Below are 24,421 nucleotides of genomic sequence, written 5' to 3' on the forward strand. Positions count from 1 at the left end.
TATATTAAAAAGTTGAATCGACACAGGCTGCAAAGCCACGTGCCAAACTAGAAAAGTCTGTGAAAAAGTCTGCTAAGATGAATGCTGCTTTTTTAACTATAAAATGAATTTGAGAAAACCTATGAGTAAAGCCTTACCCATCGCTGTTGCTGTAATTTTAGGCGGTGCTGCACTTGTTCCTGTTTATTATGCCTCTCAAAACCCAGCAGTGGCGACCTCTAAAGCGTCGGCAAATGCTTCTGCGGTTGAAAAAATCAGCTACGCTTTGGGTTATGAAGTGGCACATCAAACCCCACCAGAGCTAGACATCAACAGCTTTGTAACAGGTGTGCGTGAAGGTCATGCGCGTAAACAACCTGCCTACACCGAAGAAGAATTACAAAAAGCCTATGAGCAATTCCAGCAAGAGTTGCAACAAAAACAAGCCACTCAAGCGCAAGCTGCGCAAACAGCCAGTGATTCATTCTTAACTGAAAATGGCAAAAAAGCAGGCGTACAAACCACAGCTTCTGGCTTGCAATATCAAGTGATTAAAGAAGGCACAGGCAAACAGCCAACGGCAAGCTCTGTGGTCAAAGTGCACTACACGGGTAAACTGGTCGATGGCAAAGTATTTGACAGCTCGGTACAACGTGGTGAGCCAATTGAATTCCCACTGAATCAAGTCATTCCGGGCTGGACTGAAGGTTTACAGCTCATGAAGGAAGGCGGTAAAGCTACGCTGTATATTCCATCGAAACTGGGCTACGGCGAACAAGGTGTACCAGGCATGATTCCTGCCAACAGCACCTTAATTTTTGATGTTGAACTGATTGAAGTGAAATAACAACATCACCCTTTCAGGAGAGCTTGGCTCTCCTGTATGGTCTTAGGACGAAAAGAATGAAAAAACACCTTGCCCTTGTGTGTATCGCACTGCTCAGCAGTGGCAGTTTTGCCAAAACCGTGACCAATAAAAGTCCTGTTGCAGATCAGGTCGGTTATAGCTTTGGTTATTTAATGGGGCGCAGCAATGCGGAAACCTTAAAAGATATTGATCTCGAAGCCTTCATTGCTGGCTTAAAAATGGCAACACAAGACCAAGCCGCCAGTTTAAGCGATGAAGAAATGGCACGAGTGCTGACTCAATTCAAAAAGCAAGCCGAAGCCAAACAACTGATTGAGCTTAAAAAAGTAGCCGATAGCAATGCTAAAATTGGGCAAGCCTTTTTAAACAATAATGCCAAAAAGGCAGGGGTCAAAGTCACCAAGTCTGGCTTGCAATATCAAGTCTTACAGGCAGGTACGGGCAAATCACCCAAAGCCACCTCTACCGTTAAAGTCCATTATGAAGGTCGTTTAATTGATGGTACGGTATTTGACAGTTCTATCGCCCGCGATCAAGCTGCAGAATTTCAGGTCAGCCAAGTCATTCAAGGTTGGACTGAAGGCTTACAACTCATGAAAGTTGGTGCCAAATATCGCTTCTTTATTCCTGCTGCTCTAGCCTACGGTCAAATTGGCTCAGGCGATGCAATTGAGCCAAACAGCACGCTTATTTTTGATGTGGAACTTTTAGAAATTGTAAAATAATCCAAAGCCGCATCATCTTTAAACAAAAAAATACCGCAATTTAAATTGCGGTATTTTTTCAGATCAACTTCGCTTCATTAAGGTTTTAAATGACGTGGTCTAAAACCCGTTGCCAACAATCCAACCCCATAGGCCACTACGCCCACCACACACAGCGCAGTGACTTCTGCCACACGCATCCATTGTGATACATCACCGTTATACCAAGTTAAGGCATACCACAACGCAGCAATCATCACGGCATTTGCCACTGCAAACTGCACCATGAGTTTTTTCCAGTGCGCACCAAAACGGAAAATCTTGCGTTGATGCAAATAGAAATACAACATGCCTGCATTCACCAAAGCCGAACCTGATGATGCCAGTGCCAATGCCATGTGTTCAGCTTGCCAGTCAATCAGTTTAAAGAAGCCAATAAACACCACGTTTAAAATCGCATTGGCAGCCACAGCCATTAAACCCACACGTACTGGTGTTTTGGTGTCTTGCTGTGCATAAAAACCCGGTGCAAAGACTTTAATCAGCATGAATGAAATCACCCCTGCACTCATACATTGCAAGGCCAAAGCGGTCATTTGCGTATCTTTAAAACTAAACTGACCACGCTCAAACAAGGCTTGGATAATAGGCGTTGATAACATAAACAGTGCAATACTGGCAGGGACACCTACCAAAATAATCACCCGTGCAGCCCAGTCCATCATGCCGCGGAATTTATCCATATTTTGTTCTGCATGACGCGCAGACAGTGACGGTAAAATGACCGTCCCAATCGCTACACCAATTAAGCCCAAAGGTAGCTCTGTCATACGTTCCGCACTATACAACCACGACACCGAACCATCCTGCATAAAAGATGCCCAAATGGTGTTGAGTAGCAGGTTAATTTGCGTGACCGATACCCCAAATAAAGCAGGCAGCATCAGCTTCATAATCCGATCCACCCCTTCATGCTTGAAATCAACTTTAGGGGGAATCAGCAGCTTTTTACGCCATAGTTCTGGAATTTGAATCGCAAGTTGTAAAGCACCCGCGATAATCACCGCCCAACCCAGTGCCATAATCGGCTCTGCCATGTACGGTGTGAGCCATAATGCACCTGCAATCATCGCCACATTCAGCAATACAGGCGCAAAGGCAGGCGTGGTAAATGAGCCATAGCTGTTCAAAATACTGCTGGCAAATGCCGTCAGCGACATAAACAACAAATAAGGAATGGTCAGGCGGAACATATCGGTGGCTAGCGCAAACTTTTCAGGGTCGCTATGGAAACCCGGTGCGTAGATATACATCACCGCAGGCGCAGCCACCATGGCGGTAAAGGTTAGCCCTGTCATTACCGTCATTAAACAGCCAAAAACCCGACTAATTAAAATTTGTACTTCGGCATGAGTGCGGCTGGTTTTATATTCAGTCAATACAGGAATAAATGCCTGCGAAAACGCCCCTTCGGCAAACAGTCGCCTGAAAAAGTTGGGGATACGAAACGCCACCACAAAGGTATCGAAATCTTTACCTGCACCAAACACATTCAGCAATACCACATCACGGACTAATCCTAGCACCCGTGACAGCATGGTCATTGCACTGACAATAAAGGTCGATCGCCAAAGCGCCATCGTTACCACCCAATTAAAAATTTAGTCGCTATTGTAATCAAAGCATCAACAAAGTTTTGTTATTGATTGATCAATTTTTCCTGTGATGTCGAAGCTTTAAGTTGAGATAACTGTTCACGAAAATACTGCCAGTCAAAATACGGCCCCGGATCAGTTTTACGTCCCGGTGCAATATCGGAATGTCCTGCAATATGCTGTTGAATACTCGGATAGGCCTGCTGCAAACTGTGTACCACCTGCACCAAACTCTGATATTGCGCTGTTTCAAAAGGCAAGTCATCACTGCCCTCTAATTCAATCCCAATTGAATAGTCATTACATTCAGGCTGTGCCAAATAACTAGAACGCCCCGCATGCCACGCCCGATCTGCAAAATTAACAAATTGCAGCACCTCGCCTGTTCTTAAAATCAACAAATGTGCCGAAACCTGCAGGCCCTGAATGGTCTGAAAGTAAGGATGCTGCGACCAATCCATTTGGTTCTGAAAAAATTGCTCAATATAACCGCCACCAAATTGTGACGGCGGCAAACTAATATTGTGAATGACCAGCAATTGAATCTCTTGGTCTGTCGGACGGGCGTTGAAATTCGGAGATGGGATTTGTCTTGCCCCTTGTAATTGACCCTCAACCACCTGAAACGACGGCACATGCTGCATAAGGCAATCCCCAAACCATTAGAATAGAAAACTAGAACACAAATTTCAGTTTAATGCCAACGCGTGACAATGAACATCTTAAATTACACCCGAACGTGGCTAAAAAACACATCCAGGCGCAGAACAGTGTTAATATAACGCGCAATTTTCATGGGCAAGATCGACACGGAAAATCTTATGAGCATCTCTCCAGCTTTGCTTGAACAATCCATCCAAATCAATATTCAGCAAGCCTTGCAAGAAGATATTGGCGATGGTGATATTACCGCATTATTGACCCCTGAAGATGAGCAGGCCACTGCCACCATTATTAGCCGTGAAGACATGATTTTGGCAGGTCAACCGTGGGTAAATGCCCTGATTCAAGCATACGATGCCAATGTGCAAGTCACGTGGTTAAAAAATGATGGCGACCACGTTGCTGCCAATGAAGCCTTTTTGAAATTGGCAGGTTCTGCACGCAGCCTGTTAACGGTAGAACGCCCTGCGCTGAATTTTGTGCAAACCCTGTCTGCTGTTGCGACTAAAACCGCAGCCTATGTGCAACAACTTGAAGGCTTAAATACCAAACTGCTAGATACCCGTAAAACCTTACCAGGTTTACGCATTGCACAAAAATATGCTGTCACGGTCGGTGGTGGACAAAACCATCGTTTAGGCTTATTTGATGCCTTTTTGATTAAAGAAAATCACATTATGGCAGCAGGCGGCATTACTCAGGCAATTGCCAAAGCACATGCCATTGCTCCGGGCAAACCTGTAGAAGTTGAAGTGGAAACTTGGGATGAACTAAATCAAGCCCTTGAAGCCAAAGCTGATATTGTGATGTTGGATAACTTTAGCCAGCAACAAATGATTGATGCGGTCAAGCATGTGGCAGGTCGTTGTAAACTTGAAGCGTCGGGCAACATCACCATTGAAAATTTACGTGAAGTGGCTAGTACAGGCGTAGATTATATTTCGATGGGTGTTTTAACCAAAGATGTCAAAGCTGTGGATTTATCAATGCGTTTTAATGCGTAAACGATTACTTTTAAAATTAAGGGTGCAATCTGCACCCTTAATTTTTTCTAAAAATTAAATGGTTGCTAATTTTTGATACGCGAGTGTGGCATGGATGCCACACGTTACCCATCACGACAAGGACGTCGTGTATGGGTAACAAAAGACTTTTCTTGCGGGGTGGTACTCCTCATTTGGGTCTTTCCAAAGTAGGGTACAGCCTACGCAAAGCTATTTTTTTTCTTAAAGCAAATCGAGGCCGTGCAAGCATCCAATATTTATCTAAATAAATATTATCGGACTCTCTCGATTTAGACTTCTTTCACAAATCCTCTTTAATAACTTAACTCAACATCCCTTCATCCTATGACATAAACTTTTAAGCTTAATTGTCGTTGTCGTTGTCGTTGTCGTTGTCGTTGTCGTTGTCGTTGTCGTTGTCGTTGTCGTTGTCGTTGTCGTTGTCAGAAGCTTGACCGAGTACACTACGATTGTCTTCATTTTCACGCTCAGTACGTGAATCACATGCAGTTAAAAACAACATCATGGCAGACATTAAAATAATCAATAGTTTCATGCTTTCCTCCTCTTTTCATTCAGGCTCTTTGCATACAGTTTTCCATCTTAAAAGAACCCATCCTGCAATATTGTAGCTTTTTGCTTCACGCTTCCTATCGCAATCTAAATCTCATCCATAAAAAAACGCATCCGAAGATGCGTTCTTAAACAGCAGAAAAACATCAAAAAGCTTAGCTTACCAACCTAAAGCTTGCTGCTGTTTTTTTACCAATTCCTGAATACCTTTTTCTGCCATTTCCAACATGGCATTACATTGCACACGATTAAACGGCTTATCTTCAGCAGTACCCTGAATTTCAATAAATTCACCTGCTTGTGTCATCACCACGTTTAAATCAGTTTGGCAATTTGAATCTTCTTCATAGCACAAATCCAATAACACTTGGTCTTGGTACATGCCCACAGAAATTGCAGCCACCAAACCCTTTAATGGGTCATGCTTAATTTTTTTCTTTTCCAGCAACACATTCATAGCATCAATCAATGCCACTGCTGCACCTGTAATGGCTGCAGTACGGGTACCGCCATCGGCCTGAATCACATCGCAGTCAATGGTAATGGTGTTTTCACCCAGTTTCTTCAAATCGACCATGGCACGCAAGCTACGACCAATTAAGCGCTGAATTTCCTGTGTACGTCCGCTTTGTTTACCACGCGCCGCCTCACGGTCACTACGGGTATGGGTTGAACGTGGCAACATGCCATATTCTGCAGTTACCCAACCTTGTCCCTGCCCCTTTAAAAAGCGCGGTACAGAGTTATCAATACTTGCGGTACACAAAACTTTGGTATGACCAAACTCTACCAACACTGAACCTTCAGCATAGCGAGTATAGTTACGGGTAATTTTTACCTCACGTAATTGATCTAAAGCTCGTTGGTCAATACGCATAATGTGTCCTTATTTTTGGCTCAAATAAATTGCCCGCAAGTATAACAGATGCCACAGCGCAGGTCGCTTTTCCAAAGCTTGACGTGTGCTGTTTCGGTAAATTTTGCCTGTATTTTTACAAAGTGGCTTCATTCATCTTTTAGTATTATCGTGAAACACAGGTTTTTGTTAGACTGCGCGGCACTGGCAGAATCAGGAAATACAATGTCGATTCGGGAAGAACGAAAACAACAAAGTCGTCAGGCAATTATGGAGGCAGTGCTGCAACTCAGCAGCGCAGGACGTGCATTTAGCAGCATTAGCTTAAGAGAAATTTCACGACAGATTGGACTGGTGCCCACCGCATTTTATCGGCATTTTCAAGATATGGATGAGTTGGGGCTAGATTTGGTCGATCAAGTTGCCTTGCACATTAAAGGTATTTTGTATCAGTTGGGACAAGCTTATTTATACCAACCCGATGCACAGACCGAAAAGGCATTGACCCTATTTTTTAAATCTGTCGATCAACATCCACAACAATGGATTTTTTTAATTGCCGAACGCTGGGGCGGTTCGACCATTTTACGGCAAGCCATCGCCCGTGAAATTGATTTTTTAATTGAAGATTTAGCTAATGATTTACAACGGGTCGAAAGCGTACAACATTTTCAGCATGCTGAAGATTTTCACATTCTGGCCAATATTTTAATTAATTTATCGTTAAATTGGGCAATGAGCTGGATTGGTTTAGAACGCCAATTTGAAGCCGAAAAATTACCTGAACAACAGCAGCGTTTTATTCAACAAACCATTACTCAAGTACATTTATTATTTCGTGGCATTTGCCACTGGCAACGTCCGCAGCCTGTCGCAGATTAAACATACAACACACTTTTAACCTGCATTAAAAAAACCGCAATGACGTTGCAATCATTGCGGTTTTTAGCGATGCGCTGCTGATTCAGCCTTGCATCATCTTGTTATTGCATCTGCTTATTTCTTAGCTTTACGCTCTTGATCAACCAAGTAGTTCACTACTTGAATCACTTTGCCGTTATCGCCTTGAACGATATATTTACCATTCACCACCACCGCAGGTACACCTGTCAATTGGTACTGACGCGCCAATTGTTTAGCTTGTGAAATTTTAGAGGTGATCGCAAACGAGTTAAACATGCTGTTAAATTTCGCTTCAGGTACACCATATTTCACAAAGAATTTAGCTTGTGATTGTTGGTCAAAAATTTGCTGACCTTTGTCATGAATGGCATGGAAAAGTGGCAAGTGAGTTTTCTTGCGCACACCCAAAGCTTCAGACACATAATAACCACGTGCATTCATTTCCCAAACAGGATTCATGGCTGCAGGAGTACGCACAAAATTCACATCTTTAGGTAACTGGCGTAACCATGTTTGCATATATGGTTCTAAAGTAAAGCAGTGACCACAGCCATACCAAAAGAACTCACGCACTTCAATTTTACCCGGTACATCAACCTTACCCGGGTTGGCGACAACGCTATAATCTTTACCTGCTACAAAATTTGCCGCCATAGTGCTACCAGAAATAGCAAAGATGGCTGTTGCCAAACTACCTAAAAGGAATTTTTTCATTGCGTTTATAATCCTCTAAATCATTCTGTTTAGTGTATGGCAACACTATAAATCAATTATGCTGATTTCGTTTTCCTTCTGTGAACTTTTTTACAGCTTTTATCGCTTTTTTTAGAATTAACGCTACACTAGGGTTTATATCTATTTTTCCAATTATCACGACCCAATTGAGGTGGCACCCATGTCGCATTTGAATGTTGATCCACAAGAAATTGCCAAATTTGAAGCATTTGCAGCCATATGGTGGGATCAGCATTCCGAGTTCCGTCCCCTACACATGATTAATCCACTGCGCTTAAACTGGATTGATGAGCACGCAGGCGGCTTGGCAGGCAAGAAAGTGCTAGACGTCGGCTGTGGTGGTGGTATTTTGGCAGAAAGCATGGCTCGTCGCGGTGCCAATGTGCTTGGAATTGATATGGGCGAAGCACCTTTAAACGTGGCACGCCTGCATGCAGAACAAGAAGGCGTACACAATATTGAATATCGCCAAATTCCTGTTGAGCAATTGGTAGATGAGCAAGCTGGTCAATACGATGTGGTGACTTGCATGGAAATGTTAGAGCACGTACCTGATCCGGCCTCGATTATTCAAGCCTGCCAAAAACTGGTCAAGCCAGGCGGTCATGTATTTTTCTCGACCATTAACCGCAACCCTAAATCATACCTATTTGCCATTATTGGGGCAGAATACGTGCTGCGCATGTTAGCCAAAGGCACACACGATTATCATAAATTTATTAAACCGTCTGAATTGGCACACGACATTCGCCAAGCGGGTTTAAAACTTAAAGATATGACGGGTTTACACTACAACCCACTGACTAAACGCTATTGGTTGGCACCTAATGTTGATGTGAACTACATGGTTTACACGGTCAATGAGGCAACAGAATGAAAGCCGTTTTATTCGACCTCGATGGCACCTTAATTGATACCGCTGCAGATTTTATTCGCATCATTCAAGACATGTGCCACGATAAAGGCTGTGAGATTGTGGCAGCAGAAGCCATTCGCACGCAGGTGTCTGAAGGTGCACGGGCGATGGTCAAATTGGTCTATCCAGAACTTGAAGTAGATGACCCTGTATTTCTTGCGCATCGACAACGCTTTTTAGACCTGTACGGCGCAGATATTGCAGTCGAAACTGATCTGTTTGAAGGCATGTATCCACTGCTTGATGCGTTGGAACAGCGTCAAATTCCGTGGGGTATTGTCACCAATAAACCGCGCTGGCTCAGCGAAGCACTGCTCAAAGCACTGAATTTAACTGAACGCTGTGCAGTTTTGGTCTGCCCTGAAGATGTTAGCCGTACCAAGCCAGACCCAGAACCTATGTATTTGGCGGCCAAACAGATTGAAATTGCCCCAGAACATTGTATTTATGTGGGCGATCATCCACGTGATATCGATGCAGGTCGTAACGCCAATATGTATACCATTTTGGCAGCATACGGTTATTTACCCTTGCAACACAAAGATGACTTAACAGCATGGCAAGCAGATTGTATAGTGGATTCAGTGACTGAATTACATACGGTTTTAGACAAATTGGTGCTGCAAGCTGCAACGCAAAACAGCAGTGCCAATGCTTGAATCAGTCCTGTAAAGCGATGACATGAAACTCAACCCATAAGCAATAAGAAATGAACAGGAGGGATGCCCATGAAATACTCAGAATATCAACCTCGCCCCGATCTTCTCAAAGATCGTATTATCCTGATCACAGGTGCCGGTGATGGTATTGGACGAGCAGCTGCCCTCAGTTATGCGCTACACGGAGCAACCGTAGTGCTGCATGGTCGTACCTTAAATAAACTTGAAGTGATTTATGATGAAATCGAAAGTTTAGGCGCACCACAACCTGCTATTTTGCCGCTGCAGCTTTCAAGTGCTTCACCACGAGATTATGAATTACTGGTCGATACCCTAGACAAACAATTCGGACGTTTGGATGGTATTTTGCATAATGCAGGCATTTTAGGCGAACGGACTGAGTTGGCAAATTACCCTGCCGATGTTTGGGATGACGTCATGGCAGTGAATTTACGTGCGCCATTTGTACTCACTCAGGAATTATTACCACTTTTGGCAAAATCGGAACATGCTTCAGTCGTGTTTGCCAGTTCAGGTGTAGGTCGTGAAGCACGTGAACGCTGGGGTGCTTATTCGGTGTCTAAAATTGCAATTGAAGCGGTGAGCCAGTTATTTGCCAAAGAACAGGTGCATCCAAATATTCGCTACAACTGCATTAACCCGGGTGCAACCCGCACTGCCATGCGTGCCAAAGCCTATCCTGATGAAGATCCAAAAACTTTACCTACACCCGATGCCATCATGCCTGCCTATTTATATTTAATGGGCGATGACAGCTTGCACATGAATGGTCAAAGTATTGATGCACAGGATTAGTTCTGTCGTTTGATCCGAAGAAAGGAAGCGCTTGCTTCCTTTTTTATGGACTTAACCTAGCATATTGCCAATTTTTGCACATTGATTTGCGGTAAAATGGCATCGCACAAGCATTTTCAGGTTTCTATCCTGCCTATTTTTGGCAATGCAAAGCCTGATTACCATGCTTCCACATCTCAATTCAACCTCAACGATGCAGAGAGCAACATGACTGAATTAAACAACATCACCGTGACACCACTTGAAGATGGTATGGTGTCTTTACTGATTGATGGTCAGCCTATTTCTGAAAAATATGGCATGAAGTTTGAAGCCAGCATCGTAGATGACATTCAGGCACTCGACAACGGTCAGAAAATCAAACTGTTTGATCAGTTTGTATTTTCACATACCGACCTTAATTTTGAACATGCTTACCACTATGTCACAGGCATTGAAAAACTGGACGATGCCTACAAAGTGGTTAAAAACTTTGTTTATCGTATTAAAATTGAAGGACAACCTGAAATTGAACACGTGATTAGCAAGCAAGGCGCACCAATGAGTACTGAAGATGTACGCGAATTTATCAATGCACATATTCAAAAATCATTGACCGACTACACCGATTTAAACTACGCCTATTAAGCAAAACTCATGGCAACGGTGGCAATAATCGTTTTATTGGATTGTTTTTATAAAATTATACGGTTTTCCAAATCAATATACATCACCTATGCTTGATGTATCTCCACAACAAGCATTAGGTAAATTGTGATGACTGATATTCAACGTAAAACTGCCGTGATTCAAAGTATTAAAAGCTTGCAATTAGGTCAGCATTTAATTGTGGCTTTGGATGATCGTGAAACAGCCGAATGTGTTGCCATCGCTGTGCAATCTTTACAAGGCTTAACTGAACATTGGAACTAAAGCAGACCATAGCAGTACGCTGCTATGGTGATGTCTCATCCTTTCCTTAGCACAAGAAAAATCATCCCACCCCTATTTTCTGAGCGATAGCTACTAAATTTCGTATTTTGTCGCATAATAGAATCAATACCATGCCGCATCCTGCAGAGCGTATTTAAAAAATTCATGTGCTTTCTTCACAGTTTCTCTGCATTTAATGGTTAAAGTATGAACTGTGATATCAAGATGAGAGAATGAGGGGTTTACATGAAAAAGATTTTGACAGTTCTGGCAATGTCTTTCAGTGCTTTACTAAGCAGCAATTTTGCAACTGCCGCTCCTCAATTTGATCGAGACTCAGCTGACCATCCTCGTAACCAAGCACACAATAAACATGAATTTCGTGCCGATGCAGAAGAGCGTATGCAAGACAAACGCCGCATGCGTGAAGAACGTGGTGTAAAACGCTTACAACAACATAAATGGCAAACGGGTTATGTCATGCCGCAGCATTATCGTGGCAATGGTTATAAAGTCGATTATCAGGAACATAACTTGCCCCGCCCTGAACGCAAACAACAATGGTATAAAATCAACCAAGACTACATTTTGGTCGATGTCGAAAATCACCATATTTTGCGTATCGCAGGTTTATAGACCTACTGTTGTACATACACAATATCTAAATACATAGCCCAAAGCTCACTTTGGGCTTTTTTTATAGAGCGATAGTCCGCTCAGGCTCTCCTTGTTTTCTCCATAAAATTCACAATTCACCTCAATTTCCACCATCATTTATCTTGAGTATTTGACTAATTTGGACACATCTACCCCATATTTAAAACTGAAGGTAAGTCGCATGAAAAAATTACTCAGCACCTTAGCACTGTCTTTAAGCGCAATCATGGCAACATCGGCTATGGCAGCACCCGACCATCGTTATGATGATCGTCGTCATCAAGCGAGTGCCACCTATAAACATCACGACAAGCGTTGGGACAATCCACGTCATCATGCACAGTGGGAACAAAAGCGTTATGATCAAAAACGCGTGAATCCAAGTCGTGACTGGCGTGTAGGTCAAAACCTCCCACGCGGATATGATGCGAACCGCTACAAAGTCAGTGATCGTGAAGCACGTCGTTTACCCAACACAGGTCGTTATCAGCAGTGGTATAAAGTCAACGGTGACTATGTGCTGATTAATGAGCGCACCCAGCGTATTATTCGTATTATTGGCTAAAACCGTTCAGCCTGAGCTGAAAAATAGCATTTCTCCACAACACCTGAAGCACCATTCAGGTGTTTTTTTATATTTAGTCTTCCGCTGCAGAATTTTTTGATTAGAATCAAAGACAGCACCATCGATCATTACAGCAGGCCAACGAATGACTCCAACTGAAAACCCGCACAGCACAACCTTACAATATGTGCATTGGTTTAGACATTCTGCGCCTTATATCAATGCCCACCGCAATAAAACCTTTGTGATTATGTTCGATGGTGAAGCGGTTTTGCATGAAAACTTTCAGCACATTATTCATGATATTGCCCTACTACACTCGCTTGGTATTCGTTTGATTTTGGTACATGGTGCGCGTCCACAAATTAATCAAAACTTAAAATTCAGCCAAATTGATACACCGTTTCATTTGCAACGTCGTGTCACCACTCGTGAATCTTTATCGTGTGTCATGAATGCTGTCGGTTCAATTCGCCTGCAAATTGAAGCCTTATTGTCGATGGGGCTAGCTAACTCCCCTATGTACGGCGCACGGATTGATGTGGTGTCGGGTAACTTTATCACCGCCAAACCGTATGGCATTCGTGATGGGGTCGATTATCAACTGACTGGCGAAGTCCGCACTGTAGATGTCGATGCCATTCAACGCCATTTAGAAAATCATAATATTGTGTTGCTCGGTCCAACAGGTTATTCCACCACAGGTGAAGTGTTTAACTTGTTGGCTGAAGAAGTGGCAACTAAAACTGCCATTCAATTAAAAGCTGACAAACTGATTTTCTTAGGCGCGCAGCACGGTTTGCAGAATGCCGAAGGTCAATTGCAACGTGAAGTTCATCCGCAACATTTAAATCCATATATTGAAGATGCTCAGCGACATCATCCTGAATTGGCTTTACACTTAAATGCAGCCCAAGATGCCTCATTAAACGGCGTACATCGGGTACATCTCATTTCCTATGCCTACGATGGTGCTTTACTCGAAGAACTGTTTACCCGTGATGGTTCAGGGACGATGGTGAGTGATGCACATTATGAAGAAGTGCGTACGGCCAATATTCAGGATGTAGGCGGTTTGATTCGTTTATTACGTCCTTTAGAAGAAGAAGGCGTGTTGGTATATCGTTCACGTGAGCGTCTGGAAAATGAAATTGGACAATTTGCAGTGATTGAACGTGACGGCATGATTCTCGCCTGTGCCGCCTTGTACCCCATTCCGACCACAGGTCATGAACTCAAGTCGGCCGAAATTGCCTGTGTCGCGGTGCATCCTGCTTATCGTAAATCCAACCGTGGTCGCCAAATTCTGGATTATTTAGAAGATAAAGCCAAAACCATGGGTATTCAGCAATTATTTATTTTAACCACTCGCACCGCACACTGGTTTTTAGAACAGGGCTTTGCACCTGCCAGTGTCGATGATTTACCCGATGCACGTCAGGCTTTATATAACTATCAACGCAACTCAATTGTGTGTAAAAAACGGCTCTAAGCGAAACTTTTGGTACGCTGAATGACACAGCACAATCAAAACCCAGAAATGTTTCACGTGGAACATGCTGCCGATTAAATCAGGTCATCACACCTATACCTGTCAGCACGACAGTGTAGGGATGATCAAAATTGGCAGCATCCACACCACTGTTTAGTTTTTTTAAATAAAATTGATGCAAGGCAGGAAGAAACTTTACTTTTATCATTTATATAGAAAATTCAAAAAACTTATTCATTCAGTCAGAAAATACAAAAACAAGATACTCCCCCTCTCTAATCATGCTTTTCACGGATTTAATAGCTAAACTACAGAATAAACTAAAAATATTTTAAAAATACATCTTTAAAAGATGCACAAGCCTGATGATTTGCCGTACAATTAATAATTCCCTTTTTTCATTGTTTTAAAATTACGAATGGAACAAAAAAAGAGTACACAAAAACGCCATCAGCTTCTCAATGCTGCACTCGACGTATTTTCTTTATACGGATTTAGCGGCGCGAGTTTGGACGAAATCGCACAAATTGCAGAGATGCATAAGTCGAATATTTTCTATTATTATGAAAATAAAGAAGCCTTATATGTTGAAGTACTAACTACAGTACTACAAAAATGGCTTGCACCTTTGCAAATGCTCGAAGCTGAACTCGAGCCTGATGAAGCAATTACCAATTATCTGCTGCAGAAAATTGAGGTTTCACGTACTCAGCCGAAAGCATCACGTCTATTTGCATTAGAAGTGATTCAAGGTGCGCCACATATTCAGGAAATTTTAAAAGGCCCTCTGAAAAAACTGGTCAAACGCAAAGCCAAAGTCATTACCATGTGGCAAGAGCAAGGCAAACTGTCTAAGCAGATTGATCCTGAATTGCTTATTTTGAATATTTGGGCGATTACCCAAAACTATGCCGACTTTGCAACGCAAATGGAAATGGTGACAGGTAAAACCCTGCGCAACCGCAGCATGTTGCAACGTGTCTTGCAACATACAGTTCACATGATGCTCTACGGTATTATGCCGCGTCAGGACGAAGTGGATGCACCTCAAGCCGCTGTGGTCACTGCCACACCTGAACAAGAATCAGAAGACTAATTGCACAGCACTAACTAAGATACGCACTTTTACTCACGACCCTAGTTATGACTAGGGTCGTGGCGTTTTGGCAACGATATTATTTAAGACCCTGATACAAAGACAATAGTTTTTGCGCACCCAACAACAAGTTTTCTTCCCAGTCTAAATGCGCTGTATCATTGGCACCATCGGTAATATATTTCACCGACAGCATCCGCACCCCTAATTTTTTACAGACTTTGGCAATCGCATAGCCTTCCATGTCAACCAACTGACACGGTACTTTGGGCGTACCCGTTTCAAAGCTATCCCCCGTACCACAAATACCACTTGGCAAATGCTCAAAATAGCGTTCCAAATGAATTTCTGCAGGATGTTCCTGATCCATTGGCGTGACCCCCACCTGAAAACCCAACGGAGAAACATCCATATCGCGCTGCACAAACTGGCAGACTTCCACCAAAGCATGTGCATCAAAATGTGAGCTGCCAGCTGTGCCTAAATTGAGCAAGGTTTTACAGCCTGTTTTCTGAATCACTTCAAAGGCTTTAAATGCGGCATTCACTTTACCAATGCCACTGTAATGCACCTGAATCCCAGCTTGCTCAAACAAGCCTTTAGACTCACTGGGCAATGCCATAATTAAAGCAAAATCAGAATTCATAGCCATCTACTCGTGCAGTTCATTAAAACCGCCCCATTAGAAAAGAAATTTGAATGCGGTGCAAACCCGATTGCGATTTGCAGATTAAATTGTCGGATTTTGCCTGATTTTTCGATAATTTTTCAGGTTAAAAACACAACAACAAGACGAAAGCGCGAGAATATGGCAATATATAGCCCTTACAAATTTTCAACTTTCATCCGATCATGCAGCTGCTCCGCCTGAATGCTTTATCTTCAACCACTGACCTCGCCCAAACTGCCGTGACCATTGGCAATTTTGATGGTGTGCATGTCGGTCATCAGGCGATGATTCAACAGCTCAAAGAAGTTGCTGCGGCGCAACAACTCAAAACCGTGGTGATGCTGTTTGAACCTCAACCATTGGAATTTTTTAAAGGCTACGATGCCCCACCACGCATCAGCTCGTTGCGGGAAAAAGTCGAATATCTGACCGAATTGGGCGTCGACTACATTGCAGTAGCGAAATTTGACAATCATTTCCGCAGTTTAAGTGCCGAAGCCTTTGCAAAACTTTTAAAAAATAGCCTGAATGCCTCGCATTTGGTCTTGGGTGATGACTTCCATTTTGGTAAAAACCGCCAAGGCAATAGCGAATTTTTACGCAACTATGGCTTTCAGGTCACCAATTTAAACACCATTGAACTGAATGGTGAGCGTGTTAGCTCAACTCGTATTCGTCAAACTTTACAAGCAGGCGATTTGGCACTGGCAGCCAAACTGCTTGGACGCCCATATAGCATTACAGGGCGCGTCCAATATGGCGATCAAATTGGTCGTACCCTAGATTTTCCAACCATTAATGTGCGCTTAAACCGCCATAAACCCTGCTTAAATGGCATTTATGGCGTTGAAGTGGTGTGTGAAACCACCGCTTTAAGTGAAAAAGTCAAACATGATCATCCCGATAAAACGGGTGTTGCAGGCTACAGCCCGAACAGTCTGTTTGGTGCAGGACATGTGGGTACGCGCCCAGCCATCCAACAAGTACAGCCCGAATGGCGATTAGAAGTACATTTCCCCAATGTTTCTGCTAATCTGTATGGCTTATTAATGCGGGTCACATTTTTAAACTATTTACATGGCGAAAAAAATTACCCTTCGCTTGAAGCACTCAAAGCGGGAATTGATGATGATGTTGAAAAACTTCTTGAATTTCGACAAGATCATCCAAATTTCCCTTTTTAATTTACCCTAAATATTTAATGTAAAACGCGTCAGTCCATGGGCTGATTCAACTGGAAGACAACTTGCATGAGCGATAAGCAAACTCCTGAAAATGCAGTGGATTATAAAGCCACGCTAAACCTCCCAGGTACTGAATTTGCAATGAAAGCAAATCTCGCAGTACGTGAAGCGAAATGGTTAGAAGAGTGGTATGCCGACAACATTTATCAGCAGATTCGTGCATCGCGTATTGGCAAGAAAAAATATGTGCTTCACGATGGCCCTCCGTATGCCAATGGTCAAATTCACTTGGGTCACGCGGTTAATAAAGTCCTGAAAGACATCATTATTAAAAGCCGTGTCATGGATGGTTTTGACGCACCCTACGTTCCGGGTTGGGACTGTCACGGTTTACCAATTGAACTTAAAGTAGAAGAAAAAGTGGGTAAGGTGGGTGTAAAAGTCGATGCTTCGACTTTCCGTAAAGCCTGTCGCGAATATGCTTACACCCAAGTCGAATTACAGAAAAAAGACTTCGTGCGTATGGGTGTATTTGGTGATTGGGACAATCCTTACCTGACCATGAACTTCAAGCAAGAAGCCGACATCGTGCGCTCGCTCGGTGCAATTGCCAAAGCTGGTCATATTGAACCAGGCCTAAAACCAGTGAACTGGTGTTTAGACTGTGGTTCAGCATTGGCTGAAGCAGAAGTTGAATACGAAGATAAAAAATCAGATGCCATTGATGTCGGTTTCAGTGTTGTTGATTTGGCAGATTTATCTGCACGTCTAGGTGTAACCGTTACCGATTCAACTGATATCGTGATCTGGACTACCACACCGTGGACTATACCTGCCAACCAAGCGGTTGCGCTGCATGCTGAAATTGAATATCAATTGATCAAAGCACGTGGTGAAGAAAAAGAAACACAAAACTTCATCTTAGCCAAAGACTTGGTTGAATCTGCAACAGAACGTTATGGCTTCACGACCGTTGAAGTGCTTGCCGATTTTGTAGGTAGCAAACTTGAAAATCTACAATTACAACACCCACTAATTTCTGAACGCCAAGTCCCAGTGATTTTGGGTGAACATGTAATCGCAACCAGTGGTACGGGTGCAGTACATACAGCGCCTGGCCACGGTGTGGACGACTATAAAGTGGGCTTACAATACAACTTAAAAGTTGACAACCCTGTCGGTGGTAACGGGGTATATTTACCAACTGCACCGATCTTTGCCGGCGAGCACATTTACAAAGCCAATCCAAAAATTATTGCAGCCTTGTCTGAAAGTAATAAGCTTTGGGCACATGTGCCAATCAAGCATAGCTACCCGCACTGCTGGCGCCATAAAACCCCAATTATCTTCCGTGCAACTCCACAATGGTTCATCAGCATGGATGCCAAAGGTTTACGCCAAGGGGCATTGAACGCAATTGAAAATGACATCAACTTCGTACCAGATTGGGGTAAAAACCGTATCCAAGCGATGATTGAAGGTCGTCCAGACTGGTGTATTTCACGTCAACGTACTTGGGGTGTGCCAATTCCATTCTTCGTGCATAAAGATACCAACGAATTGCACCCACGTACCCCTGAATTGATCGAAGAAGTGGCGAAGTTAATTGAACAAGAAGGTATTGATGGTTGGTATAACCGTGATGCATCTGAGTTTATCGGTGCAGATGCTGAACAATATAACGCGGTGCGCGATACGCTAGACGTATGGTTCGACTCAGGTACAACGCATTATGCAGTACTGCGTGAACGTGAAGAACTGACTGATCCTGCGGATTTGTACCTTGAAGGTTCAGACCAACACCGTGGTTGGTTCCAGTCGTCATTATTGACGTCTATTGCCATCAATGAGCGCGCACCGTATAAAGGTTTATTGACGCACGGCTTCGTAGTGGATGAAAAAGGCCGCAAAATGTCGAAGTCGATCGGTAACGTGATCACGCCACAAGACATCATCAAAGACATGGGTGCAGATGGCCTGCGTTTTTGGATCGCGTCTGCAGACTACCGTTATGAAATGACTGCGGGTAAAGAAATCTTTAGCCGTGCATCCGATGGTTACCGCCGTATCCGTAACACATTGCGTTTCTTGTTGGCTAACTTAAATGGTTTCAAACCATCTACTGATGCCTTGCCTGTCGATCAATTGATCGCGCTTGATCAATACATTTTGCAACGTGCTGCGGAAGTACAAAAAACTGTTCAACAAGCTTATGAAGATATGAACTTCCATATCGTGACTAGCGCATTGACCAACTTCTGTATTAATGACTTAGGTGGTTTCTATCTCGACATCATTAAAGACCGTCAGTACACCACCAAAGCAGATTCTCAAGCACGTCATTCTGCACAAACTGCCTTGTATCACTTGGTACAAGCCTTTGTTCGTTGGATGGCACCAATCTTAAGCTTTACGGCACAAGAAGCATGGCCGCTAATTCCTGAGCAATCAGAAAAATATGTCTTCACTGCAGAATGGTATGACATTCCAGTGGCTTCTGAAGCCAACATCTTGGCAGAAGCGGAATGGCAAACCCTAATTGCAGTTAAATCTGCCGTCAATAAATTCATTGAAGCTGCACGTACTGCCAAAACCGTTGGTTCCAACCTGTCTGCTAAAGTTGAGCTTTGGGCGAATGACGAACTCAAAGCCGTATTGGATAAACTAGGCGATGAGCTGCGTTTTGTTCTGATTACTTCACAAGTGATTGTGAATAGCTTTGATGCTGCACAAGGCGAAGCCTCTGATTTAGATGGCTTGAACGTGAAAGTTTCTGCAGCAGATGGCGAAAAATGCGTACGTTGCTGGCATGTACTCCCTGATGTGAATACACATTCTGCACATCCAGGTTTGTGCTCACGTTGTATTATCAACCTTCCAACAGGTCAAGGCGAAGAGAGAAAATATGCCTAATCCACAACACAAAAAGGGCTTATTCCAGTTCTATCCACATAATTTATGGTGGGTGGGCTTGTCCATTGTCGCGATTATTCTAGACCAATGGACCAAATGGATTGCAGTATCGCATCTGAATTACGCAGATCCTGTGCCTGTATTGCCCTTTTTGAATTGGACTTTACTGCATAACTATGGCGCTGCCTTTAGTTTCTTGTCCGATGCAGGTGGATGGCAACGTTATTTCTTTACCTCACTGGCAGGTTTAGTGTCTGTAATTTTTGTATTTTGGCTAATGCGTATGCCAAAAAATGTCATCGTACTGCCTTTGGCGATTGCCTTGATTTTAGGCGGTGCGATTGGGAATTTAATTGATCGGGTCAGTCTTGGCTACGTGGTCGATTTTATTCACGTGTACTACAACAACAGCCACTTCCCTGCCTTTAATATTGCAGACAGTGCCATCACACTTGGCACCATTCTGCTGTTAATTGATACGTTTTTCCTAGAAAAGCACCGAATTGAACGAGCGCAGGCGCAACATGACTGAAATTATTAATCCAAATGATGAAACTCGTATTGAAGATGGCTCAAAAGTCGAATTGCACTTTTCTGTCGCCATTGAAAATGGTGTAGAAATTGACAACACCCGTAGCCGCGCTGAACCTGTAAGTTTGGTCATGGGCGATGGCAGCCTATTACCTGGTTTTGAAAAGTCATTATTTGGTTTACGTGCAGGTGACCGTCGTACCGTGAGTCTTCCACCTGAAGAAGCATTTGGTCCATGGAATCCTGAAAACGTACAAACTTTTGATACGGTTAAATTTGAGCAACATCCAGTTGAAGGACACATGATTGAATTTGAAGATAAAGCCAAACAAAGCCTCTATGGCGTGGTGAAATCTGTCAACGATGATGTGACTGAAGTAGACTTTAACCACCCTTTAGCGGGTAAAAATATTACCTTTGAAGTTGAAATCTTTAGAGTGACCCCAGCAGGACAACAAGGTATTAAGTTGATGTAATCAATTTGCATACTTACTGCATCTTTCTGCTGTTCAAATCTCCCAAGTACAAGAAAATGAATTTGGGAGATTTTTTATTGAATAAGATAATTATTAAATATAATCAAATACTTAAAATTAAATAAATCCAGTTTATTGATCTATATTTTACCGATATATCGTTGTACGTTTTAGCTTACATGCACTGCAGAAAATTGACGCTAGGCAAAGATCAGCTTTCATTTTATATTTAACACATACAGAAACAGGATGTTTCTAAAAGCAAGAATAACAATAATAAATAATATAACGGCAGGACGCTGAAAGGTATAACAGGAGTAATACCTAAACATAAATCTGAAAAAGCCCCGACATGATGTTGGGGCTTTTTTCTATTTGTTTTTTGTCCTACTTTGAAATAAGTTTAGACCTGAAGAAATTTATTTTATGGAGCCACCAATTTAAGCAATCTGGCAGATTGACCATCTTCAATCACCCAAATATTGCCATCCTGTGCTTGAAATACGCCACGAATCCGCTGACCCATCTCGATACGCTGTAACTCCCGAACAGGCTGTGCTTGCGTATCCACCACAATAATTGCTTTTGAAGATAAACCACCAAGAATGGCTTTATGCTTCCAGTGTGGAAATACATCTCCCGTATAAAACATCAAACTTGAGGGAGAGATGACAGGCGTCCAATCCAGCACTGGGGCTGTAAATTCAGGACGAGTCGCATGGTCTGGAATTGGCAAACCATTATAATGATCACCGTTCGACACCAACGGATAGCCATAGTTTTCGCCTTTGGCAATCAGATTCAACTCATCACCCCCTTTAGGTCCCATTTCTGCAACCCAAAGCTGCCCTGTAGAATCGAATGCCATGCCTAAAGGGTTGCGATGCCCCAAACTCCAGACTTGCTTGGCAATCTCTCCATGTGTTTGAAATGGATTGTCTAAAGGTGTTGTACCATCTGTATTTAAACGTAAAATTTTACCTAAATTAGATTTTAAATCCTGAGCAGGTTCAAACTTTTGTCGCTCACCAGAACTTATCCATAATTTGCCATCTGCCCCAAACTTTATACGATGCGCATAATGTCCTTGTCCCGATACTTTCGGCACTTGCTGCCAGATTCTTTGAGTTTCGGTGAGTTTTGGCGTGGGTTTAGCATCTAATACAAGCTTGCCCCGAATCACGACTGCACCGTAACCACCCGTACCCACTTCGGCATAACTTAAATAAATCTGCTGATTCTGTTGAAATTCAGGATCTAAAATGACATCACCCAAACCACCTTGTCCGCCATAGGCGACTTCAGGGATAGCTTGAACATCTAAGCTTTGACCTGTTTTTGGATCAAAAAGTTTTAATTTCCCCGCTTTTTCTGTAATTAATAGGCGTCCATCGGGTAATTCTGCCAATGCCCACGGCTCATTAAAATCTGCAATTGGCTGTATTTGATAGCGTTGTAAATTTTGTGCAGAAGTTGATTTTGACTCTAAAGCAGCCGTGTTCTGTTTCGGCTCAACTTGCGCATTACACCCTGTAGTTAAACCCAATACAACTAGACATATAAATCCATAGTATTGCCGATTTATCTTGAGCATCCTAATTGCTCCTCTATTCATTCAATCTTTGCTTGTGCTAATCAAGACATCATAATCAATGAAATGTACCTCGTGCACAGTAGAAATGTAGCGATACACACTTTCTTACTTAAATCTTCTACAAAGTGAATAGGCAAAAAATTAAGGAGCAATGCTCCTTAATTTCAAAGTCCCAAAACACTAACGATCAATTAACTATAAGATCGGCTGGCTTTTTTAACCACGCTTGGCTCACTCACCACCTGTGATGTACTTTGTAAACGAATCAGTGCTACTGCAATTGCACCAATCACTGCAGGAATCGCCACCGCCAAAAAGTTCATTTTATGTGGTAAATCCATGCCCAAAAGTACGCCAATAATAATAGGGCCTACAATCGCACCGACACGCCCCACTGCAGAAGCACAGCCGATACCTGTAGAACGAATCGTAAGTGGATAATACTGAGCAACAAAGCTATACAATAAAATACTGCTGCCAATGGCAGAAGCACCTGCTAAGCCCACCAATAAATAAATCACAGGCTGTGGTGAGTTAAAGCCTAGACCCACTAGAGAGAATGCGCCCAATAAAAACATGCCAATAATCACAGGTTTTAAGTGGAAACGGTCTGCTAAAATCCCGCCACTGATGGTTCCGATCACAGCACCAATGTTCATCGCCATTAAGAACATTAAACTGTTACCCAGCGAATAACCTGCTGCCATCATCAGTTTTGGCAACCAACTGCCCAAAGCATAAACCATCAACAAACACATAAAGAAGCAGCACCAAAACAGCAAAGTACTCATGCCACGGTTATTTTTAAATAAGGCTGCAATTGAGGCATCTGCGGTTTGTACTTCATTTAATACAAATTGTGTTTGTGGGCTGATATTTTCTTGTGGGCTAATTTGCTGGACGATGTGACGCGCTTTTTCATGTTGCTGTTTTTTCACCAAAAAAGTTAAAGATTCTGGTAAGAAAAACCACAATAAAGGCAAAATAAGTAACGGTAATCCCGCAATATAGAACATCACTTCCCAGCCAAAGCTAGGCGTCAACCATGCACCAAGTAAGGCTGCCATAATGCCGCCCACGGCATAGCCGCTGAACATGGTGGTAACTAAGGTACTACGCATTTTTTGTGGTGCATATTCAGAGGTTAAAGCCACGAGGTTAGGCAATACCCCGCCAATCCCTAAACCTGCAATAAAACGTAAAATACCAAACTCTGTTGGGTTGGATGCAAAGCCGCCCCAAAAAGTAAAGCCACTAAATAACGTCACACAAATTAATATGACATTTTTACGGCCAATTTTGTCTGCCAACATGCCAAACAGCATGGCGCCAAACATCATGCCTGCCAGTGCCGTACTCGCAAGCATACCTGCCTGTACAGCCGTCATATTCCATTCTTGCATCAGTAGTGGTAAAGCCACACCGTTAATCGCCAAATCATAACCGTCAAAAATAACGACAAATACGCACCAAAGTACAATTTTTAAATGAAAAGGTTTAAACTTTGCTTGATCCACTACAGCATTCACATTCATTGTTGTTGCTGTCATTTTTCCCTCACCTCCAATTGTGAGCTTTTTATTTTATAAAAAATGAATGGTTATTCACTTTTGTATATAAAATGAATCAATATTCACTTTTTGTCTACAGCAAAAACTTAACTCTGGTTAATTTTCTTAAAAACCTAGACTAAAGTTGTAGATAAATTCGACTAAATAGACTTGCAGTAATTTATGATATTTTGATATATGCTATATTTTTCACATAATTTATTATTGTAAATATATTGTTTTAAACTTCTTTCTTCTACTTTTCTTCTTAATATTTTCCTTTCCGTATAAAAAAGCCCCCTTGACGTTTATGTCAAGGGGGCTTTGAATAATGAGCTGGCGATGACTTACTCTCACATGGGTAACCCCACACTACCATCAGCGCGAAGAGGTTTCACTTCTGAGTTCGGGAAGGGATCAGGTGGTTCACTCTTGCTATGGTCGCCAGCA

At 42.7% G+C, this 24,421-nt stretch carries 25 protein-coding genes and 1 rRNA gene; 17 read left to right on the plus strand and 9 right to left on the minus strand.

The window, feature by feature from the left end; all coding sequences use genetic code 11:
- Window positions 1–121: 121 nt before the first annotated feature.
- Window positions 122–826, plus strand: coding sequence for an FKBP-type peptidyl-prolyl cis-trans isomerase (locus tag FTT70_RS10380; RefSeq protein WP_004974091.1), 705 nt, complete (start codon window positions 122–124; stop codon window positions 824–826).
- Window positions 827–882: 56 nt separating this feature from the next.
- On the plus strand, window positions 883–1,572 hold the full coding sequence (locus FTT70_RS10385; protein WP_004974089.1) for an FKBP-type peptidyl-prolyl cis-trans isomerase: 690 nt from the start codon (window positions 883–885) through the stop codon (window positions 1,570–1,572).
- 77 nt (window positions 1,573–1,649) lie between these two features.
- On the opposite strand, the gene murJ is transcribed toward FTT70_RS10385, so the two are convergent.
- Together murJ and ampD are read right to left on the minus strand one after the other, a co-directional pair.
- Window positions 1,650–3,200 carry a murein biosynthesis integral membrane protein MurJ gene (gene murJ / locus FTT70_RS10390; RefSeq protein ID WP_171287394.1) on the minus strand — a complete coding sequence of 517 codons (1,551 nt, stop codon included), beginning with the start codon at window positions 3,198–3,200 and terminating at the stop codon, window positions 1,650–1,652.
- 50 nt (window positions 3,201–3,250) lie between these two features.
- Window positions 3,251–3,850: a 1,6-anhydro-N-acetylmuramyl-L-alanine amidase AmpD gene (gene ampD / locus FTT70_RS10395; RefSeq protein ID WP_180008549.1), complete on the minus strand. Its 600-nt coding sequence runs from the start codon at window positions 3,848–3,850 to the stop codon at window positions 3,251–3,253.
- 177 nt (window positions 3,851–4,027) lie between these two features.
- Here ampD and nadC point away from each other — a divergent pair, with 177 nt between their 5' ends.
- Window positions 4,028–4,873, plus strand: a complete 846-nt coding sequence (gene nadC / locus FTT70_RS10400; protein WP_004974082.1) for a carboxylating nicotinate-nucleotide diphosphorylase — start codon at window positions 4,028–4,030, stop codon at window positions 4,871–4,873.
- Window positions 4,874–5,237: 364 nt separating this feature from the next.
- Here the strand turns inward: nadC and FTT70_RS10405 are convergent, their stop codons facing one another.
- Window positions 5,238–5,429, minus strand: a complete 192-nt coding sequence (locus tag FTT70_RS10405; RefSeq protein ID WP_180168609.1) for a hypothetical protein — start codon at window positions 5,427–5,429, stop codon at window positions 5,238–5,240.
- A 177-nt stretch (window positions 5,430–5,606) separates the two neighbouring features.
- Window positions 5,607–6,323, minus strand: coding sequence for a ribonuclease PH (gene rph, locus FTT70_RS10410; protein WP_004974074.1), 717 nt, complete (start codon window positions 6,321–6,323; stop codon window positions 5,607–5,609).
- Window positions 6,324–6,527: 204 nt separating this feature from the next.
- Here rph and FTT70_RS10415 point away from each other — a divergent pair, with 204 nt between their 5' ends.
- The gene (locus tag FTT70_RS10415; protein ID WP_136144683.1) at window positions 6,528–7,184 is read left to right on the plus strand and encodes a TetR family transcriptional regulator; all 657 of its coding nucleotides are present in this window, start codon (window positions 6,528–6,530) and stop codon (window positions 7,182–7,184) included.
- A gap of 114 nt (window positions 7,185–7,298) precedes the next feature.
- Here the strand turns inward: FTT70_RS10415 and FTT70_RS10420 are convergent, their stop codons facing one another.
- Window positions 7,299–7,919 (minus strand): thiol:disulfide interchange protein DsbA/DsbL, encoded by a 621-nt coding sequence (locus FTT70_RS10420; RefSeq protein ID WP_004974070.1) that lies wholly within the window; start codon window positions 7,917–7,919, stop codon window positions 7,299–7,301.
- 181 nt (window positions 7,920–8,100) lie between these two features.
- Between FTT70_RS10420 and ubiG the strand changes: the two genes are divergently transcribed.
- The 9 genes from ubiG (at window position 8,101) to FTT70_RS10465 (ending at window position 15,053) form a co-directional block, all read left to right on the plus strand.
- Window positions 8,101–8,817 carry a bifunctional 2-polyprenyl-6-hydroxyphenol methylase/3-demethylubiquinol 3-O-methyltransferase UbiG gene (gene ubiG / locus FTT70_RS10425; RefSeq protein WP_004974063.1) on the plus strand — a complete coding sequence of 239 codons (717 nt, stop codon included), beginning with the start codon at window positions 8,101–8,103 and terminating at the stop codon, window positions 8,815–8,817.
- Window positions 8,814–9,515, plus strand: a complete 702-nt coding sequence (locus FTT70_RS10430; protein ID WP_179990219.1) for an HAD family hydrolase — start codon at window positions 8,814–8,816, stop codon at window positions 9,513–9,515. The genes ubiG and FTT70_RS10430 overlap by 4 nt, the downstream gene beginning before the upstream one ends.
- A 69-nt stretch (window positions 9,516–9,584) precedes the next feature.
- Window positions 9,585–10,331, plus strand: a complete 747-nt coding sequence (locus FTT70_RS10435) for a YciK family oxidoreductase (protein ID WP_004974058.1) — start codon at window positions 9,585–9,587, stop codon at window positions 10,329–10,331.
- A gap of 207 nt (window positions 10,332–10,538) precedes the next feature.
- On the plus strand, window positions 10,539–10,958 hold the full coding sequence (locus tag FTT70_RS10440; protein ID WP_004974057.1) for a hypothetical protein: 420 nt from the start codon (window positions 10,539–10,541) through the stop codon (window positions 10,956–10,958).
- 129 nt (window positions 10,959–11,087) lie between these two features.
- Window positions 11,088–11,243, plus strand: a complete 156-nt coding sequence (locus FTT70_RS10445; RefSeq protein ID WP_179990216.1) for a hypothetical protein — start codon at window positions 11,088–11,090, stop codon at window positions 11,241–11,243.
- 246 nt (window positions 11,244–11,489) lie between these two features.
- Window positions 11,490–11,879 (plus strand): RcnB family protein, encoded by a 390-nt coding sequence (locus FTT70_RS10450; protein WP_154320157.1) that lies wholly within the window; start codon window positions 11,490–11,492, stop codon window positions 11,877–11,879.
- 202 nt (window positions 11,880–12,081) lie between these two features.
- A complete protein-coding gene (locus FTT70_RS10455) occupies window positions 12,082–12,465 on the plus strand; it encodes an RcnB family protein (RefSeq protein WP_004974051.1) in 384 nt (127 codons plus the stop codon).
- 145 nt (window positions 12,466–12,610) lie between these two features.
- On the plus strand, window positions 12,611–13,957 hold the full coding sequence (argA, locus tag FTT70_RS10460) for an amino-acid N-acetyltransferase (protein ID WP_004974049.1): 1,347 nt from the start codon (window positions 12,611–12,613) through the stop codon (window positions 13,955–13,957).
- A gap of 418 nt (window positions 13,958–14,375) precedes the next feature.
- The gene (locus tag FTT70_RS10465) at window positions 14,376–15,053 is read left to right on the plus strand and encodes a TetR family transcriptional regulator C-terminal domain-containing protein (RefSeq protein WP_136144515.1); all 678 of its coding nucleotides are present in this window, start codon (window positions 14,376–14,378) and stop codon (window positions 15,051–15,053) included.
- Between the two features lie 79 nt (window positions 15,054–15,132).
- Here FTT70_RS10465 and FTT70_RS10470 read toward each other — a convergent pair whose 3' ends face one another.
- Complete coding sequence (locus FTT70_RS10470; RefSeq protein WP_136144516.1) at window positions 15,133–15,699, minus strand: 5'-methylthioadenosine/S-adenosylhomocysteine nucleosidase; 567 nt, start codon at window positions 15,697–15,699, stop codon at window positions 15,133–15,135.
- Window positions 15,700–15,905: 206 nt separating this feature from the next.
- On the opposite strand from FTT70_RS10470, the gene ribF reads away from it, so the two are divergent.
- The 4 genes from ribF (at window position 15,906) to FTT70_RS10490 (ending at window position 20,827) form a co-directional block, all read left to right on the plus strand.
- The gene (gene ribF / locus FTT70_RS10475) at window positions 15,906–16,907 is read left to right on the plus strand and encodes a bifunctional riboflavin kinase/FAD synthetase (RefSeq protein ID WP_180168610.1); all 1,002 of its coding nucleotides are present in this window, start codon (window positions 15,906–15,908) and stop codon (window positions 16,905–16,907) included.
- A 66-nt stretch (window positions 16,908–16,973) separates the two neighbouring features.
- Complete coding sequence (gene ileS, locus FTT70_RS10480) at window positions 16,974–19,820, plus strand: isoleucine--tRNA ligase (RefSeq protein WP_180168611.1); 2,847 nt, start codon at window positions 16,974–16,976, stop codon at window positions 19,818–19,820.
- Complete coding sequence (gene lspA, locus FTT70_RS10485; RefSeq protein WP_004974039.1) at window positions 19,813–20,352, plus strand: signal peptidase II; 540 nt, start codon at window positions 19,813–19,815, stop codon at window positions 20,350–20,352. Before ileS ends, lspA begins: the two co-directional genes overlap by 8 nt.
- On the plus strand, window positions 20,345–20,827 hold the full coding sequence (locus FTT70_RS10490) for a peptidylprolyl isomerase (protein WP_004974037.1): 483 nt from the start codon (window positions 20,345–20,347) through the stop codon (window positions 20,825–20,827). The genes lspA and FTT70_RS10490 overlap by 8 nt, the downstream gene beginning before the upstream one ends.
- Window positions 20,828–21,251: 424 nt before the next feature.
- On the opposite strand, the gene FTT70_RS10495 is transcribed toward FTT70_RS10490, so the two are convergent.
- The 3 genes from FTT70_RS10495 to rrf form a co-directional block, all read right to left on the minus strand.
- Window positions 21,252–22,421, minus strand: coding sequence for a PQQ-dependent sugar dehydrogenase (locus FTT70_RS10495; RefSeq protein WP_180043533.1), 1,170 nt, complete (start codon window positions 22,419–22,421; stop codon window positions 21,252–21,254).
- 191 nt (window positions 22,422–22,612) lie between these two features.
- Window positions 22,613–23,971 carry an MFS transporter gene (locus tag FTT70_RS10500; protein ID WP_004974034.1) on the minus strand — a complete coding sequence of 453 codons (1,359 nt, stop codon included), beginning with the start codon at window positions 23,969–23,971 and terminating at the stop codon, window positions 22,613–22,615.
- A 334-nt stretch (window positions 23,972–24,305) separates the two neighbouring features.
- Window positions 24,306–24,420, minus strand: a 5S ribosomal RNA gene (gene rrf / locus FTT70_RS10505).
- Window position 24,421: the final 1 nt, after the last annotated feature.

It is taken from the genome of Acinetobacter sp. YH01003 (assembly GCF_013420525.1).
GTDB classification, from domain to species: domain Bacteria; phylum Pseudomonadota; class Gammaproteobacteria; order Pseudomonadales; family Moraxellaceae; genus Acinetobacter; species Acinetobacter towneri.